Origin of the sequence: Usitatibacter rugosus (assembly GCF_013003965.1) — a bacterium.
Lineage (GTDB): Bacteria > Pseudomonadota > Gammaproteobacteria > Burkholderiales > Usitatibacteraceae > Usitatibacter > Usitatibacter rugosus.
The window spans coordinates 956,427-972,644 of the sequence record NZ_CP053069.1 but is presented as its reverse complement, the minus strand read 5'-3'; the positions used below and the strand labels follow the sequence as shown (position 1 = coordinate 972,644).

The window sequence follows — 16,218 nt, the reverse complement described above, 5'->3', positions numbered from 1 at the left end:
GTCTGTCATAATTATCAGTTACTTAGACCCCGCGCTCGCGATCGCTCCTTGAAGTTTCTCTTCGACTTTTTCCCGGTCATCCTCTTCTTCGTCGCGTTCAAGTTTTCCGACATCTTTGTCGCGACGGGCGTAGCCATGGCCGCAGCGATCGCGCAGATCGCCTACATGGTGGTTCGGCACCGCAAGGTGACGCCCATGCAGTGGGCGAGCATCGGCATCATCGTGGTGTTCGGCGGCGCGACGCTGCTGCTGCACGACGAGACGTTCATCAAGTGGAAGCCCACGGTGCTCTACGGGCTCATGGGTCTCTCGTTCCTCGGCAGCCTCGCGTTCGGCAAGAACCTCATCAAGGCGGTGATGGCGGAAAACATGGAGCTCCCCGAGCCCGTGTGGTTCAAGCTCTGCGTCGCGTGGGGCGTGTTCTTCCTCTTCAAGGCCGCGTTGAACCTCTGGGTCGCCTACACCTTCTCCACCGACACCTGGGTCAACTTCAAGCTCTTCGGCGGCATGGGCCTCATCTTTGCGTTCGTGATCGCGCAGGCGTTCTGGATCTCGCGCTACCTGCCCGACGATCCGCCGGCGCCTCCGGTTGAAAAGGCTCCCTGATGCTCTACGCGATCATCGCCGAAGACGTGCCCGGCTCCCTCGAGAAACGCCTGCAGGTGCGCCCCGCGCACGTGGAGCGCCTGAAGGCGCTGCTCGCCGAAGGCCGGCTCATCCTCGCCGGCCCGCATCCGCTCATCGACAGCGAAGACCCGGGGCCCGCGGGCTTCAGCGGCTCGCTCATCGTCGCGGAGTTCGCGTCGCGCGAAGCGGCGATCGCCTGGGCGAGCGAGGATCCTTACGTGAAAGCCGGCGTCTACGGCGCCGTGACCGTGAAGCCCTTCAAGAAGGCGCTTCCGTGATGAATACCGAGCAGGCCATTCGGGAACGCCTCTCCGTGCTGCATCCCAGCGCGGTGGAGCTTCGCGACGATTCCGATTCGCACGCGGGCCACGCCGGCCATCGTCCGGGTGGCGGATCGCACTGGCAGCTCACGATTGTCTCCGAGGCGTTTCGCGGGCAGCCGCCCGTGGCACGCCATCGAATGGTTTATGAGGCCCTGGGCGACCTCATGAAACGGGATATCCACGCCCTTCAAATCGAGGCGTTCGCGCCCGAGCAACTCTGACCAAGCAAAGGAAGACCATGCAACCCACTTTCAGGAACCTCGCTGTCGCGCTCGCCGCGGGCACGATCGCCCTCGCGGCCGTCGCCCAGGACAAGGCCGAGAAAGCGCCCAAGAAATCCACCACCGCTGCCGCCGCTCCCGCTGCCGGGGGCCGCGTCGTCGTGAACGGCGTCGTGATCCCGCAGAGCCGCATCGACGCGATGAACAAGGAGCTCAGCGCCCAGGGCCAGCCGGATACACCGGAGCGCCTCGCCGCGGTGAAGGACGAGCTCGTCAACCGTGAAGTGCTCGCCCAGGCTGCCGTGAAGCGCGGCCTCGACAAGAACCCGGACGTGGCCGCGCAGATGGAAATGGCGCGCCAGGCCGTGCTCGTGCGCGCGCTCTTCGAGAACGAGATGAAGGCGAACCCGATCACCGACGCCGACCTCCAGAAGCAGTACGAGACCTTCAAGTCGCAGATGGGCACCAACGAGTACAAGGTGCGCCACATCCTCGTCGAGAAGGAAGACGACGCGAAAGCGATCATCGCCGACCTGAACAAGGGCGGCGACTTCTCGAAGATCGCGAAGGACAAGTCGAAGGATCCGGGCTCCAAGGACAACGGCGGTGACCTCGATTGGGGTCCGGCCGCGCGTTACGTGAAGCCGTTCGCCGACACCGTGATGAAGCTGCCGAAGGGCCAGACGACCACGGCCCCGGTGAAGACCGACTTCGGCTACCACGTGATTCGCGTCGACGACGTGCGTCCGCTCAAGGTGCCCGAGTTCGCCGAGCTGAAGGAGCAGTTCCGCCAGCGCGCCCAGCAGGCGCAAGTGCAGAAGCTGGTCGCGGACCTTCGTTCCAAGGCGAAGGTGGAGGAGCGGTAGTCGTCGCTTCGCTTTGCTGAAAAGGGCGCCTTCGGGCGCCCTTTTTGTTTCTTGGGACCCCTTGAACCACGGAGGCACGGAGACACGGAGGGCCACGGAGAAGTCTTGGAATTGCAGTGGCGACCGTCGTCCTAATTTTTCACTGCCCCACCCCTTCACGTTCATTCAAGTATTCCCTCCGTGGCCCTCCGTGTCTCCGTGCCTCCGTGGTTCAAGGGGTACCTCGGCGCAGCCGCTGGAAAACCCTTTCGGCCCTCCCATCCGTTTCATCTCCCAGGACCCCACCGAAAGGACATGAAATGAACCGCCTCCGCCTCCTCGCCGCCGCCCTCGCCGCGACCGCTGCAATCCCCGCCTTCGCCGTCGGCAACCTCGCCGATATCCGCGTCTACGACCGCGCCGCCGGCCGTGAGCTGCCCGTGTACATCCACGAGGGCAAGGCTTACGTGGTCGGCAAGCCCGGCAACGAGTACTCGCTGTCGGTGCGCAACCAGTCCGGCGACGACCTGCTCGCGGTAATGAGCGTCGACGGCGTGAACGTCCTCTCCGGAGAGACGGCGGCGTCGCGCCAGGGCGGCTATGTCATCAGCTCCTGGGATTCGCTCGACGTGAAGGGCTGGCGGAAGAGCCTCGAGCGCACCGCCGCGTTCTACTTCACGTCGCTCGGCGATTCGTATGCCGCGCGCACCGGGCGTCCCGACAACGTCGGCGTCATCGGCGTCGCGCTGTACCAGCGCCAGCGCACCCAGCCGCCGCCGATCGCGTACGACAAGCTGGAGGAAGCTCCGCGCTCGAAGGACTCGGGTGCCAACGGATACCGCGAGCGCCTGGATTCCGCACCGGCTCCCGAAGCGCAGGCGAAGCGTGCGGCCCCGAGCCTGCAACCGGGCGCGCCGCTCGGCACGGGCCACGGACGCCAGGAGGAATCGCAGGCCCGCTACGTCGACTTCCGCCGTGCGACGTCGTATCCCGTGGAAACCGTCACGATTTACTACGACAGCTATCGCAACCTCGTCGCGCGCGGGATCCTCGAACAACCCGTGGCGCGCCGCGATCCGCAGCCCTTCCCCGGCTTCGCGCCCGACCCCTGGCGCTAGGCGTATAGAATCCGGAGGCGATGCCGGACGCCTCCGACGAAGAACTCATGCTCGCCTATGCCGGTGGTGACGCCGGCGCTTTCGACATGCTCTACGCGCGCCACAAAGGCCCGGTGTTCCGCCTGATGCTGCGCTCGGTAAAGACGCGCGGCGAGGCCGAGGAGCTGGTCCAGGACATCTGGATGCGGGTGATCGAGGCCCGCGAGCGCTACGTCCGCACGGCCAAGTTCACGACGTGGCTCTACACCGTCGCGCACAACCGCCTCATCGACCACTGGCGCAAGAAGGGCCTCACGGTCGTCGCGCCGGACAACGAAGACGGCGAAAGCACTGTCGAAGAAGGACGGGCGGGGCCGTTCGACGAGCCGCACCGCATCGTCGAGGCGCGCGACACGCTGGCCACGCTCGAATCCGCGCTCGCCGCGCTGCCCGTGGCCCAACGCGAAGCGTTCCTGCTGCATCACGAAGGCGACATGACCGTGGCCCAGATCGCCGAGGCGACGGGCACCAACGAGGAGGCGGCGAAGAGCCGACTGCGATACGCGATGGACAAGCTGCGGAAGGCGGTGGGCGATGGCTGACCCGCGCGACGACGCGCTTCGGCAGCGCTATCGCGAGCTCGCGACCGAAGAACCTTCGGCCGCGCTCGACGACGCCATCCGCGCCGCGGCGCGCCGCGCCGTCTCGTCCGGCCCCGGCAAGGTTCGCAAGCCCGGTGTCGCGCGCTGGGCCGTGCCCGCGTCGGTGGCCGCTGTGCTTTTCCTGTCGTTCAGCGTGGTGATGCGCCTCGAGAAGGAGGCGCCGCCGATCGCCGAGCCCACGCCCTCATCGATCGTCGCCTCGAAGGAGTCCGCACCGTCGCTGGCGTTCGCACCCAAGGAGGCGCCCGCATCCTCTTCCGCCACCGCGCCTGTCGAGACTGCGAAGGAGCAGGCGCTCTCGCGCGACAAGCTTCGCGAGCAGCCCCGCATGGCCGCACCGCCCGCGCTGCAGAAGGAGAAGAAGGACGCCGTCGTGGTGGAGACGAAGCCTGCCGAGGTGCTCGCCGATTCCTTGGCGACCGCAAAGCCGGAGCCCGCCAGGCCCGCCGCTTCGGTCGCGCCGCCCTCCCCGGCACCCGCATCACCGCCGCCCGCCGTGGCATCCGTTCCTGCGACCGAATCGGCACGCGCCGCCGGGACAACAGCCAATAGCGCGCCGCAAGCGGCGATGGTCCCCGCACCCGCGAGGGTCCAGGAGGAACAACGCAGCGCCCTTTCAGGCCGCCGCGACGAAGCGGCCGGTGCACTGGGCGCCACGCAGCAGCCACGCGCCAAGGCGGAGAGCTACGCGGAGAAGCGAGTCGCCGAAGACGTCGCCGCGCCCTGGCCCGACACGCCCGAGAAGAAGCTCGAGCGCATCGAGGCGCTGCGCAAGGCAAATCGCGACAAGGAAGCCGACGACGCGATAGCACGCTTCCGCCGCGAGCACCCGGACTACCGCATTCCCGACGCGACGTGGGAACGCATTCGCCCGAGATGAGGCGCGACGTCAATACGACCGGGGCCGCGGCCAGGGCCCTGAGCGCTCGCAACCCCGCGGCCTTCGACTGCGTTCACTCGCTGGAAGAGTCGATTCGCCTCCTTGCCGCCATCACCGATCCCCCGAAAGGCCTCGATATCCTTCGGGGCCGCGGACCTTCGTTCGGAGAACGCCTCGACGTACCGATGGTGCCGCTTCCGAAGAGGCCCAACGGTACCGTCGATGCGAACGCCGTTCGTCTCGATTGGGACGATGCGGTGCGCTTCGAGGGCCGATGGACCGCATCGCTCGACCGCGTGAAGCTGGAAGGGACGATGGCCTCGCAAGGCCTGCGCTTGCCCGCGCTCGTTCCGCTCGGCTTCGTCGTCTTCGCCGCGGCGATGGCCCTCGTGAATGGCGCCTACTGGTTGCTGGCGATCCTCGGCCTGCTCGTCGTCGTCGGCATGCCGCTGCTCGTGGCCGCCCTCGGGTCCGCGCGCGTGGCGGCCGAGATCGAGCTCGAGCGCATCATCGGCCAGGCCATCGGCGACCCGGAGAAGTACGCCTCGCGCTGGCGCCGGTGGCAAGACGAGTAGCCGTCACGCCACCAGCGCAAGCGTCAATCACCGCTCAGCGGAACGCCCACGTCACGCTGCCGTAGACGAAGCGGCCGCGCGGATCGTAGTACGACGGATCGAAGCCCACCTGGAAGGAGTTCGGCTGGTTGGTCACCGGCGGATCCGTGTCCATCAGGTTCTTCACGCCGAGCACGAACGTCCAGTTCTTGAAGCCCTTGTACGCGCCCTGCAGGTCCCACAGCGTGAGGGTGCTGACGCGCCGCGTCGTACCTTCGTCGTCGATTGCCGCGGCATCAATGTACGAGGACTGATAAGAGGTACCCAGCGTCGCCTGCCACGGACCGTTGTCGAGCGACAGCGACGCGTAGTGCTTCCACCGTGGCACCACGCCCGTGGTGCGCGCCCCGAACGTGTTCGAGACGAAGCCCGTGTACGACCCGTCGAGGTTCTGCGCATCCTGGCGGCGGTAGTACGTGCCCGTGATATCGAACTTCACGCGCCCGAAGCGAGTCGCCGGCCATGTGGCATGCGCTTCGAGGTCGAAACCTTCGATGTGCACCGCGCCCAGGTTGAGGTACACCTGCGTGATCTGCGAGATGTGGCCGGGCAGGTTCGGATACGCCGCGTCCGGCGGGTCGCGCGCGATGAGGTAGCCGAACTGGTCCTGGTCGCCGAGGATCGTCGTGAACGGAATGCCGTTGGTGATCACGTCGTTCAGCCGGATCTTGAAGTAGTCCGCGCCGACCGAGAACTGCGTCGACGGTGAATACACCACGCCCAGCGTCGTCTGCTCGCTGGTCTCGGGCTTGAGGTCCTTCGTCCCGCCGAACAACACGCCGAACTGCGTGCTGCAGTCCAGGCCCGTGTCGTTGGTGACCGGGCAGCGCACCGGGTCCGTCTGCCCGGCGGGCGTCACGCCGTTGATGCGCGGCGTGTTGAGCTGGTAGAGCGACGGCGCGAGGAAGCCCTTGCCGTACGACGCCCGCAGCAGCACGTCGGGGGTGGCGTTGTAGCGGATGCTCGCCTTCGGATTGGTCGTGCTGCCGAAGTCGCTGTAGTGGTCGTTGCGGACCGCGACGTTCACCTCCAGGTCCTTCAACACCGGGATGTTCAGCTCGCCGTAGAACGCCGTGACATCGCGCGAGCTGCTGACGGGCAGCACGTTGCCGCCGAACCCCGCGATCGTGCCCCCGGCCAGCACCGGCGCGGGGTTCTGGTCGAGCGATTCCTTCCGATACTCCGCGCCGAACGCGAGCGAGATCGGGCCATTCTTCATCTGGTAGATCTCACCCGACATGCGACCCTGTATCCCCTGGTTCTTCGAAGTCGCGTTGAAGGTCTCGCCGTTGTAGTTGGTGGCGAGGATCTCCCGCGAGATCTCGGGCGTGTTGGGCCCGAAGAGGTTCACGCGGCCGCTGCGCAGCAACGGCAGCAACAGGTCGAGGTTCGGGAAGCCGCCGTTCAGTTTCTGCTTGGTGTGGCCCTCGGCATACGTATAGGACGCATCCCAGTCCCACGTGCGCCACGCGCCCTTGAGGCCCACGTTCATCTGCGCGTTCTCGTTGGTGTCGGTCGTGTCGCGCAGGCCGTTCTCGTAGGCGCGCCACCGGACATCGAGCGGCTGGCCATCCACGCCCGCCTCCGCGGCGAGGCCATGCGGATAGAACGGGCTCGTCGGCTGCAGCGTGATCGCCGAGGAGATGTTGAGCCGCGGTCCGTAGGGGAAAAGGCTCGAGATCGGCACCGGCTGGATGCGGTACTGGTTCTCCAGGCGCGAGAAGATCCCGGTCGCGTAGGCCTGCAGCCCGCTGCCCAACTCCACGCGCCCCGAGGCGAAGACGTTCCACTGCGTGTTGTCGGTGATCATCTGCACGCCGGGCTGCGCGGACGGATCGTAGAAGCAGCCGCCCAGCAGCTCGAGGTATGTCGAGGGCGCGCAGTTGTTCGGCGAGCCCGGCACGCCGATCCCGCCGGTGGTGATCAAGCCCGGAAAGGTATTGCTCGAGATCGCCGCCAGGTTGATCTCGGGGCGGAAGGACGTGTTGGAGAAGTTGCGCTTGTTCTGGTCCAGCGGCTTCTGGATGTCGTTCGAGACGGTGAGGAGGACGTTGTAGCGGTCCTTGGACAGGTTGCCGAAGCCGGCGGCCGCATTCACGCGCGTGATCTCGCCGCCACCGCCGCGCGTGGGTGCTCCGTAGTACGCCATCACCTCGGCGCCCTGGTAGTCCTGGCGCAGGATGAAGTTGATCACGCCCGCGATCGCATCCGAGCCGTACACGGCCGAGGCGCCGTCCTTCAGGATCTCCACGCGCTCGATCGCCGAGAACGGGATCGACGAGAGGTTCACGCCCTGCACGCCCTGGATCTCGCCGGCAAAGCTGTCCATGCGCTTGCCGTTGACCAGCACGAGCGTGCGTCCGCCGCCCAGGCCGCGCAGCGACGCCGTCTGCGCCGAGAACGACAGCGAGCCGATCACGTTGGCGAGCGAGACGTTGCCCGCGCTGTTGTTGGCGGAGACGAGGTTCAGCAGCTCGATCGGCGTGGTGGCGCCCGAGCGGTCGATCTCCTCGCGCGTGATGACGGTGACGGGCAGCGCGCCTTCGCCTTCGCTGCGCTTGATGTTGGAGCCCGTGACCTCGATCTTCTCGACCTTCTGCGCCTGCTGCGCCTGGACGTCGCCCACGGCGAGCAATGCGCACCCCATCCCGAACGCGTTCGCGGTGGCGATCGCGAGGGCTTTTCTCCGAACCATCATGTTCAACACTCCCCAGTTAGATAGGTGGACTCGCTATCCATGGGGCGGACGCATCGGTGGCGATCTAATCACGTCCGCGGCGGAGTTTCTTGACGTTGCGTTACCGCCGACGCTTCGTCCCGCGCCCCGCTCGCTTCATCCCGGAATCGGCGCCGCGACTGTGTTCAACGCGCAACAGGGGTCAGCAGGTAGCCGAAGGGACGAACGCTCTTGATGCGGTTGGCATCGGGATCGACGGCGCCGAGCTTCCTGCGCAGGCGGAAGATCTGCGTGTCGACGGCGCGCGATCCCGGCTCCGCGGCCGCCGCGCTCCCGGAGCCCAGCGCCTCGCGCAGCTCCGCGCGGCTCACGACCGTGCCCGCGCGCTCCACGAGCAGCCACAGGCAGCCGAACTCCGTCGGCGTGAGCGCGACCCGCTGCTGCTGGACGCGCATCTCGAGCGAGCGGCGATCGAGGATGAAGTCTCCGTGGCGCAGCGTATGCGCGTTGCCGGTGCCCTGGCCCGGAGGCATCGCGCGGCGGAGCGCGATCTTGAGCCGCGCCCACAGCAGGCGCCACGGCGCGTGCGTGGCCACGTAATCGTCCGCGCCCATCTCGAGGCACAGCACCTGGTCGAGCGGATCGTCGCTGCGGCCCATCACGACGATAGCGAGGCCGAGCCCCGCCTCGCGCGCGGCGCGGCAGAACTCGCGGCCGGCCATGTGTTGCGCCCCGTCATCGATGAGCACGGCATCCGGCTCGTGCCGGCGCAGCGACGCGAAGGCCTCGTCGCCGCGCGGCTCGCAGGTGATGCCCACCTGCTGCTGCGCGAGGTAGGCGGCGAGCGATGCGGCGCGTCCTGCGTCCGCGGTGACGATCAGGATCTCGGGCTTGCCTTCGGCATCCATGCGGCGGCTCCTTCGGAATCGGTGCCGGCCGCATCGCGCCGATGCATCTCGCCCGAATGGATGAACCATGGAAAAGAAAACGCGACGGGCCGGCACGCGAACGATAGACGCGTGGAACCGCCGCGCCACGATATGTGACGTTCCGTCGCATTCGCGGGAGCAGCCGTCCGCGGCGAGGACGAAACCGCGCTAGCGCCGGCGGTGCTCGGCCTCGATGAAGCGAGCGAGCCGTCGCGCGCCCGCGCGGATCTCGCGCTCCGACAGCGCCGCGTAGCCGAGGAAGAGCCCGTTCAGGCCGCCCTGCGTCGGGGCGTGGCGCGAGAGCGGCGCGAGGTGCAGGCCCGCCTTCCATCCACGTTCGCAGAGCGGCGCATCGCGCATCGCCTTGGGCAGGTGCATCGCGACGTTCATGCCGCCGTGCGCCGGTCCGAGGGGATACTCGTCTCGCAGCGTCGCATGCAGCTCGCCCAGCAGCGTGTCGCGGCGGGATTTATAGATGGAGCGCATCCGGCGCATGTGCGAGCTCAGGTGCCCGCCGTCGATGAAGTCGGCGAGCACCGCCTGCTGGATGCCGTGCGTGTGGTCGTCGAGCTGGGAGCGCACGGCCTCGAAGACGGCGCACAACGGCGGCGGGATCACCATGTACGCGAGCCGCAGCGACGGGAACACGGCATTCGTATAGGTGCCGAGGTGGATCACGCGCGAGGCCCGGTCGAGCGCCTGCAGCGGTTCGATATTGCGCGCCTCGTAGTTGAAGTCGCCCTGGTAGTCGTCCTCGACGATCCACGCCCCCGAGCGGTTGGCCCATTCGAGCAGCGCCAGGCGCCGCTGGAGCGACATGCGCGTTCCGCTCGGATACTGGAATGCCGGCGTGACATGCACGAGCGCCGGCTTGGGCGCCAGTTCCTGCCCGGCGGCCACGTCGAGACCCTCCTCATCCATCGGGACCGGGACCAGCCGCGCTCCGGACATCGAGAGGGCCGTGCGCACATTGGGATAGCCCGCCTCTTCCACCCACACGGCGTCGTCGCGCTCCAAGAGCACGCGCGAGAGCAGCTCCACGCCCTGGATGAGGCTGTTGAGGATCATCACCTGTTCGGGCGCGCAGGTGACACCGCGCGAGATGGCGAGGTGGCGCGCGGTCGCCTCGCGCAATGCCGGCAAACCCATCGAAGGCATGTAGCCGAGCAGGTCGCGGCCTCCGGTGCGATAGCGGCGCGTGGTGAGCCGCTGCCAGAGATCGAGCGGAAAGAACTCGAGCGCCGGGAAGCCGGCGAAGAACGCGCGCGGTTGCGGCGAACCGCCGGGCAGGCGCGAATGCAAGGCGCGCTGCGCCCACGCCGAGTAGCTCGCCTGCGCGGCGCGGCTGGCCGGGCGCATCGCGGCGGGCTTGCGGGAAGCGGTGGACGGGAGATCGCGCGAGACGTACGTGCCGTCGCCGACCCGCCGCTCGAGGAAGCCGTCGGCCTGGAGCTGCAGCAGCGCTTCGTCGATGGTGTTGCGCGAGATGCGCCAGTCGCGCGCCAGCTCGCGGGCCGACGGCAGGCGGGACCCGCGTGCCAGGCGCCCGTCGAGGATGGCCTTGAGGCAGCTCTTGTAGACCTGAGAGCGGCGCGTGTGGCCGGCGCTCTCCGGTCCTTCCAGCAGCGTGAAGAGCTGCCCGCCCGCGGCCTTGGCCATCGTCACCGTCTTTCACGCAAAGAAGCCGTCACATTTCGCGACATTCCGGGGCCACGGCGCCCGCCGCCGCTTTTCCCTCTGGAAAACCGCCCTTGCCCCGGTAATGGCCCTGGCAATTCCACCAAATTGGCCCGGTGGCGGTGCCATTATCCCGCATGATGCGTCCATGGAAAGCGCCATCGGATGGGAAGCCGCGCACCGCGGACCGGAAAGCACCTCGAAGCGCCGCCGGCTCGCGTTGAAGTCGGGCTCGCGCACGTTCCTCGTGGACGTGGAGCAGGTCGATTGGGTGGAGGCCGCGGGCAACTACCTCGTCTTCCATGCCGGCCGCGAGCGCTACACGGTGCGTCTCACGATGCGCGAGATGGAACCTCGCCTCGCCGCGGCCAACATCGTGCGCATCCACAAGTCCACGTTCGTGAACCTCGACCGCGTGAAGTCGATCGAGCCCATCCACGCGGGCGACCATCTCGTGACGCTGCAGGACGGCACGGAGCTCGTGATGTCGCGAACCTACCGGCCGCGCGTGAATGCCGCACTCTTCCTCGACGACTCCCCACGGTGACCCCCCATGAAGAAAACGATCGCCTTGCTGTTCGCCCTCCTCGGTGCCGCGACCGCCGCCGCTCAAACGCCTGCGCCCTCGCCCGCGCCCGCTCCGAAACCCTGCACCGCCCCTGAGGCGAAGCAGTTCGACTTCTGGCTCGGCTCCTGGAACGTGTTCCAGCCCGACGGCAAGCAGGCGGGCACCAACGACATCACCGCCGTCTACGGCTGCGTGCTGCACGAATCGTGGAAGGGCCGCGGCGGCTACGAGGGCCAGAGCTTCAACCGCTACGACGCCGAGCGCGGCGTGTGGCACCAGACCTGGGTCGATTCCTCGGGCGGCATCCTCATGATCGAGGGCGCGTTCAAGGACGGCGTGATGACGCTCTCGGACGCGACGTTGCCCGGCAAGAAGGACCCGAAGAAGGTGAACGAGATCGCCTGGTCGAAGAATGCCGATGGCTCCGTTCGCCAGCTCTGGCGCACGTCCGAGGACGGCGGCAAGACGTGGAAAGTTTCATTCGACGGTAAATACGTCCGGAAGTAGCCCCGTCGCCGCGGGACTCTTGCAGATGCAATAGTCCGCGAGCCCACCCTATGTGAAAGGTCACAAGGGCCGCCGGCTGCCGCAACCGACAATGGCGCCATGACTGCCAACACGATCGAGCAGGCTTCCCTGCACGAGTACCTCGCCTATTCGCTCGGCGAGGAAGGCTTCGCCGTGGACATCCTCAAGGTGCGCGAAATCCGCGGCTACGAGCCGCCCACGCGCATCGCCGGGGCTCCGGCCCACATCCGCGGCGTGATCGACTTGCGCGGCACCATCGTGCCCATCGTCGACATGCGCATCCATGCCGGGTTCGCCAATCCAAAGCTGGACGACTCGACGGTCGTGATCATCCTGGACCTCGGACAACGCATGGTCGGCATGGTGGTGGACGGCGTCTCCGACGTGATGCGCATCGGCGCGAAAGACATACGGCCGGTACCCGAGATGAACGGGTTCGACGCGGACTACCTCACGGGCCTCGCCACGCACGACGGCGCGATGCTGATGGTGGTGGACGTGGCCGCGCTCTTCAGGACGATGGCCGGCACCGCCGCGGTGGCGGAAGCCGCCTAGCGGCGCGCTAGCCGATCCACTTCCGCGCGTTGCGGAACATCCGCATCCACGGGGATTCCTCGGGCCAACCTTCGGGCTTCCACGAAAACAGCACCGAGCGGAACACGCGCTCCGGATGCGGCATGAAGATCGTGAAGCGGCCGTCCGGCGTGGTGATGCCGGTGATGCCCTGCGGCGAGCCGTTCGCGTTGTACGGGTAGGTCTCGGTGACCTTGCCGCGGTTGTCGACGAATCGCAGGCTCACCAGGTACTGCGCCGCATCCATCTGCGCCTTGTCCGCGAACACGGCTTGGCCTTCGCCGTGCGCGATCACGATCGGCAGGCGGCTGCCTTCCATCCCGGCGAAGAACACCGACGGCGACTTCTGCACCTCGACCATCGCGAGGCGCGCCTCGTATTGCTCGGAGACGTTGCGCTCGAAGTGCGGCCAGTTCTGCGCGCCCGGGATGATCTCCTTCAGGTTGGACATCATCTGGCAGCCGTTGCAGGCGCCGATGGCGAAGGAGTCGCCGCGCTTGAAGAACGCCTCGAACTCGTCGCGGGCCCGTGAATTGAAGAGGATCGATTTCGCCCAGCCCTCGCCGGCGCCGAGCACGTCGCCATAGCTGAAGCCGCCGCACGCCGCGAAGCCCTTGAAGTCGGAGAGCTTCACGCGCCCGGCGATGATGTCGCTCATGTGCACGTCGAAGGGCGCGAAGCCGGCGCGGTCGAAGGCGGCGGCCATCTCCATCTGGCCGTTCACGCCCTGCTCGCGCAAGACCGCGACCTTGGGCCGCGCGCCGGTCTTGATGAACGGAGCCGCGATGTCTTCCGCGGGCTCGAACGTGAGCTTGGCGTGCAGGCCCGGATCGCTGCCGTCCAACAGGCGGTCGTATTCCTGGTCCGCGCACACCGGGTTGTCTCGCAGGCGCTGGATGTGGTGCGTGACCTCCGACCAGGCGCGATGGAGGTCGATGCGCGACTCGTCGAGCAGAGCCTTGCCGTTCACGACGACGCGGACCTTCGAATCGCGATTGGGATGGCCGATCACGTGCGTGTCGCGAGAGAGGCCCGCTTCGCGGAGCGCGTGCATCACCGTCGCGCGGTCGTCCTTGCGAACCTGGATCACCGCACCGAGCTCCTCGCTGAAGAGGATGCCCAGCAGGCGCTCCTGCAGGTTGCCCGCGAGCACATCGGACTGGCGCTCGTGGCCGTCGACGTCGAGGCCGGCTTGATCCATCGCGAGCGCATCGAGATACATCGTGACGCCGCCGCGCGAGGTGAAGGCCATCTCGCACACCGTGGCGAAGAGGCCGCCATCGGAGCGGTCGTGGTAGGCGAGGATGCGATCGGCGGCGTTGAGCTTCTGGATCGCGTCGAAGAAGCCCTTCAACTTGGCCGGATGGTCGAGGTCGGGCGCTTCATGGCCGATCTCGCCGAACACCTGCGCGAGAGCGGAGGCACCGAGGCGATTCCGGCCGCCGCCGAGATCGATGAGGATCAGCTCCGTCTCGCCGAGGTCGTAGCGAAGCTGCGGCGTGAGCGAGCCGCGCACGTCGGTGACCGGTGCGAAGGCGGAGATCACGAGCGAGAGCGGCGCGGTGACGGATTTGTCCTCGCCGCTCGCCGAATCGCGCCACGCGGTCTTCATGGACATCGAGTCCTTGCCGACCGGGATCGCGATGCCGAGCTGCGGGCAAAGCTCCATGCCCACGGCGCGCACCGTCTCGAAGAGCGCGGCGTCTTCACCCGGGTGGCCAGCGGCGCACATCCAGTTGGCGGAGAGCTTCACGTCGCCCAGCTCGTGGATCGGCGCGGCGGCGATGTTGGTGATGGCCTCGCCCACGGCCATGCGCCCGGAGGCGGGACCGTCGATGAGTGCCACGGGCGTGCGCTCGCCGATCGCCATGGCTTCGCCGCGGAACGTCGTGTAGCCCATCGCGGTGACGGCGCAATCCGCCACCGGGACCTGCCACGGGCCGACCATCTGGTCGCGCACGCTGAAGCCACCGACGGTGCGGTCGCCGATGCTGATGAGGAACGTCTTGTCCGCGACGGTCGGAAGGCGAAGCACGCGGTACGCCGCGTCCTTGAGATCGATCTTGCCGATCGAGACCGCCGTGCCCTTGCGTTCAATGCTCGCCACATCCCGATGCATGCGCGGCGGCTTGCCGAGAAGCACCTCGAGCTGCATATCCACCGGCCGCGAGGACTGCAACGGATCGTCGACGATGAGCTGGTGCTCCTGCGTCGCTTGCCCGACCACCTCGAAAGGGCAGCGCTCGCGCTCGCACATGCGCTTGAAGTCGGCGAGGCGGGACTGGTCGATCGCGAGGACGTAGCGTTCCTGCGCCTCGTTCGACCAGATCTGCATCGGCGTCATGCCCGGCTCTTCGATCGGCACGGTGCGCAGGTTGAACTTGGCACCCACGCCGCCGCCGTGCGCGAGCTCGGGGAACGCGTTCGAGAGACCACCCGCACCGACGTCGTGCACCGCGAGGATCGGATTGGCGTCGCCCATCTGCCAGCAGGCGTCGATCACTTCCTGGCAACGGCGTTCGAGCTCCGCGTTGGCGCGCTGCACGGAATCGAAGTCGAGCGCCTCCGTGTTCTGGCCGCTCGCCATCGAGGACGCCGCGCCTCCGCCCAGCCCGATGAGGAAGCCGGGACCACCCAGCTGGATGAAGAGGGTGTTGCCGTTCAGCGCGTGCTTGGCCGTGTGCTTCGCCGAGATGTTGCCGTAGCCGCCCGCCAGCATGATGGGCTTGTGATAGCCCCGCACTTCGTTGCCGACGCGCTGCTCGTACGTTCGGAAGTAACCGGCGAGCGCGGGGCGGCCGAACTCGTTGTTGTACGACGCGCCGCCGATGGGCCCGTCGATCATGATCTGCAGCGCCGAGGCGATACGCCCGGGCTTGCCGTAGTCCACTTCCCAGGGCTGCACGGCACCGGGGATGCGCAGGTTCGACACGGAGAAGCCGACCAGCCCCGCCTTCGGCTTGCCGCCGATGCCGGTCGCGCCCTCGTCGCGAATCTCCCCGCCCGCGCCCGTGCCCGCGCCGGGGTGGGGCGCGATCGCCGTCGGGTGGTTGTGCGTCTCCACCTTCATGAGGATGTGCGTGGTGTCGGTGTTGTACTTCCACGCGCCGCTCGCATCGGGGTAGTAGCGGTCGATCTCCGCGCCTTCCATCACCGCGGAGTTGTCCGAGTACGCGATCACCGTGCCGCGCGGGCTTTCCTGGTGCGTGTTGCGGATCATCTGGAAGAGCGACTTGTCCTTCGCTTCCCCGTCGACGGTCCACGACGCGTTGAAGATCTTGTGGCGGCAGTGCTCGCTGTTGGCCTGCGCGAACATCATCAGCTCGACGTCGGTGGGATTGCGGCCCATCGCCGTGAAGTTGTCGACGAGGTAGTCGATCTCGTCCGGGGCGAGCGCGAGGCCCATCTCGGCGTTGGCGCGCTCGAGGGCCGCGTAGCCGCCGCCGACGATATCCACCGTGGCCATGGGCTGCGGGGCGTGCTGCTCGAAGAGGCGCTGCGCGTCCTCGAGATGCTCGACGACGGTCTCCGTCATGCGGTCGTGGATCGCGGGGATGAGGCCTTCGAATGCCTTGTCGCGAAGAGGCTTGCCGTCCTTGGCGCGGAAGTAGTACGCCACGCCTCGCTCGATGCGCTCGATCTTGGAGAGGGCGCAGTTGCGCGCGATGTCCGTGGCCTTCGACGACCACGGCGAGACGGTGCCGAAGCGCGGGAGGACCAGGCGGAGTTCGCCCTTGGGCTCGGCCTTCGCGGCGGTGCCGTAGACGAGCAGGCGCTGGAGCACGCGCATTTCGGCGGCATCCAGGGCAGCGTTGCAGGAGACGAAGTGGATGAAGCGCGTGTCGAGCTCGACGGCGGCGCCGAGGCGCGGATCGAGGGAGGCGAGGAGCTTCTCGACGCGGAAGGGGCTGAGCGCGACAGCGCCCGGCAGCGTAACGACTGGCCGCAGGGGCGCGTCATGCGGATTCATGGGTGCAATTATACGGAAAGAAAGAAT

Annotated in this window: 15 protein-coding genes; 11 read left to right on the top strand and 4 right to left on the bottom strand. The window is 67.5% G+C overall.

Annotation, left to right across the window (positions count from 1 at the left end):
• Window positions 1-48 precede the first annotated feature (48 nt).
• The 8 genes from DSM104443_RS04955 (at window position 49) to DSM104443_RS04920 (ending at window position 5,230) form a co-directional block, all read left to right on the top strand.
• Window positions 49-606 carry a septation protein A gene (locus tag DSM104443_RS04955; RefSeq protein WP_171090029.1) on the top strand — a complete coding sequence of 186 codons (558 nt, stop codon included), beginning with the start codon at window positions 49-51 and terminating at the stop codon, window positions 604-606.
• Window positions 606-905, top strand: coding sequence for a YciI family protein (locus DSM104443_RS04950; protein ID WP_171090027.1), 300 nt, complete (start codon window positions 606-608; stop codon window positions 903-905). The genes DSM104443_RS04955 and DSM104443_RS04950 overlap by 1 nt, the downstream gene beginning before the upstream one ends.
• Window positions 905-1,171: a BolA family protein gene (locus DSM104443_RS04945; RefSeq protein ID WP_171090025.1), complete on the top strand. Its 267-nt coding sequence runs from the start codon at window positions 905-907 to the stop codon at window positions 1,169-1,171. The genes DSM104443_RS04950 and DSM104443_RS04945 overlap by 1 nt, the downstream gene beginning before the upstream one ends.
• Before the next feature lie 17 nt (window positions 1,172-1,188).
• Window positions 1,189-2,037 carry a peptidylprolyl isomerase gene (locus DSM104443_RS04940; RefSeq protein WP_171090024.1) on the top strand — a complete coding sequence of 283 codons (849 nt, stop codon included), beginning with the start codon at window positions 1,189-1,191 and terminating at the stop codon, window positions 2,035-2,037.
• Window positions 2,038-2,336: 299 nt separating this feature from the next.
• The gene (locus DSM104443_RS04935; RefSeq protein WP_171090022.1) at window positions 2,337-3,134 is read left to right on the top strand and encodes a hypothetical protein; all 798 of its coding nucleotides are present in this window, start codon (window positions 2,337-2,339) and stop codon (window positions 3,132-3,134) included.
• 20 nt (window positions 3,135-3,154) lie between these two features.
• A complete protein-coding gene (locus DSM104443_RS04930; RefSeq protein WP_171090020.1) occupies window positions 3,155-3,715 on the top strand; it encodes an RNA polymerase sigma factor in 561 nt (186 codons plus the stop codon).
• The gene (locus DSM104443_RS04925; protein WP_171090018.1) at window positions 3,708-4,655 is read left to right on the top strand and encodes a hypothetical protein; all 948 of its coding nucleotides are present in this window, start codon (window positions 3,708-3,710) and stop codon (window positions 4,653-4,655) included. The genes DSM104443_RS04930 and DSM104443_RS04925 overlap by 8 nt, the downstream gene beginning before the upstream one ends.
• Window positions 4,652-5,230, top strand: a complete 579-nt coding sequence (locus tag DSM104443_RS04920) for a hypothetical protein (protein WP_171090016.1) — start codon at window positions 4,652-4,654, stop codon at window positions 5,228-5,230. Before DSM104443_RS04925 ends, DSM104443_RS04920 begins: the two co-directional genes overlap by 4 nt.
• A gap of 34 nt (window positions 5,231-5,264) precedes the next feature.
• Here the strand turns inward: DSM104443_RS04920 and DSM104443_RS04915 are convergent, their stop codons facing one another.
• From DSM104443_RS04915 to pdxR, 3 genes are all read right to left on the bottom strand, one after another.
• Complete coding sequence (locus tag DSM104443_RS04915; RefSeq protein ID WP_171090014.1) at window positions 5,265-7,967, bottom strand: TonB-dependent receptor; 2,703 nt, start codon at window positions 7,965-7,967, stop codon at window positions 5,265-5,267.
• A 164-nt stretch (window positions 7,968-8,131) separates the two neighbouring features.
• Window positions 8,132-8,854 (bottom strand): response regulator transcription factor, encoded by a 723-nt coding sequence (locus DSM104443_RS04910; RefSeq protein ID WP_171090012.1) that lies wholly within the window; start codon window positions 8,852-8,854, stop codon window positions 8,132-8,134.
• 189 nt (window positions 8,855-9,043) lie between these two features.
• The gene (gene pdxR, locus DSM104443_RS04905) at window positions 9,044-10,534 is read right to left on the bottom strand and encodes a MocR-like pyridoxine biosynthesis transcription factor PdxR (protein ID WP_171090010.1); all 1,491 of its coding nucleotides are present in this window, start codon (window positions 10,532-10,534) and stop codon (window positions 9,044-9,046) included.
• A gap of 166 nt (window positions 10,535-10,700) precedes the next feature.
• Here pdxR and DSM104443_RS04900 point away from each other — a divergent pair, with 166 nt between their 5' ends.
• The 3 genes from DSM104443_RS04900 to DSM104443_RS04890 all read left to right on the top strand — a co-directional run bounded on the left by DSM104443_RS04900 (window position 10,701) and on the right by DSM104443_RS04890 (window position 12,203).
• The gene (locus DSM104443_RS04900) at window positions 10,701-11,099 is read left to right on the top strand and encodes a LytR/AlgR family response regulator transcription factor (protein ID WP_171090009.1); all 399 of its coding nucleotides are present in this window, start codon (window positions 10,701-10,703) and stop codon (window positions 11,097-11,099) included.
• Window positions 11,100-11,105: 6 nt separating this feature from the next.
• Complete coding sequence (locus tag DSM104443_RS04895; protein WP_171090006.1) at window positions 11,106-11,627, top strand: hypothetical protein; 522 nt, start codon at window positions 11,106-11,108, stop codon at window positions 11,625-11,627.
• A gap of 99 nt (window positions 11,628-11,726) precedes the next feature.
• Window positions 11,727-12,203: a chemotaxis protein CheW gene (locus DSM104443_RS04890; protein WP_171090004.1), complete on the top strand. Its 477-nt coding sequence runs from the start codon at window positions 11,727-11,729 to the stop codon at window positions 12,201-12,203.
• A 7-nt stretch (window positions 12,204-12,210) separates the two neighbouring features.
• Here DSM104443_RS04890 and purL read toward each other — a convergent pair whose 3' ends face one another.
• Complete coding sequence (gene purL, locus DSM104443_RS04885; protein ID WP_171090002.1) at window positions 12,211-16,191, bottom strand: phosphoribosylformylglycinamidine synthase; 3,981 nt, start codon at window positions 16,189-16,191, stop codon at window positions 12,211-12,213.
• Between the last annotated feature and the right edge of the window lie 27 nt (window positions 16,192-16,218).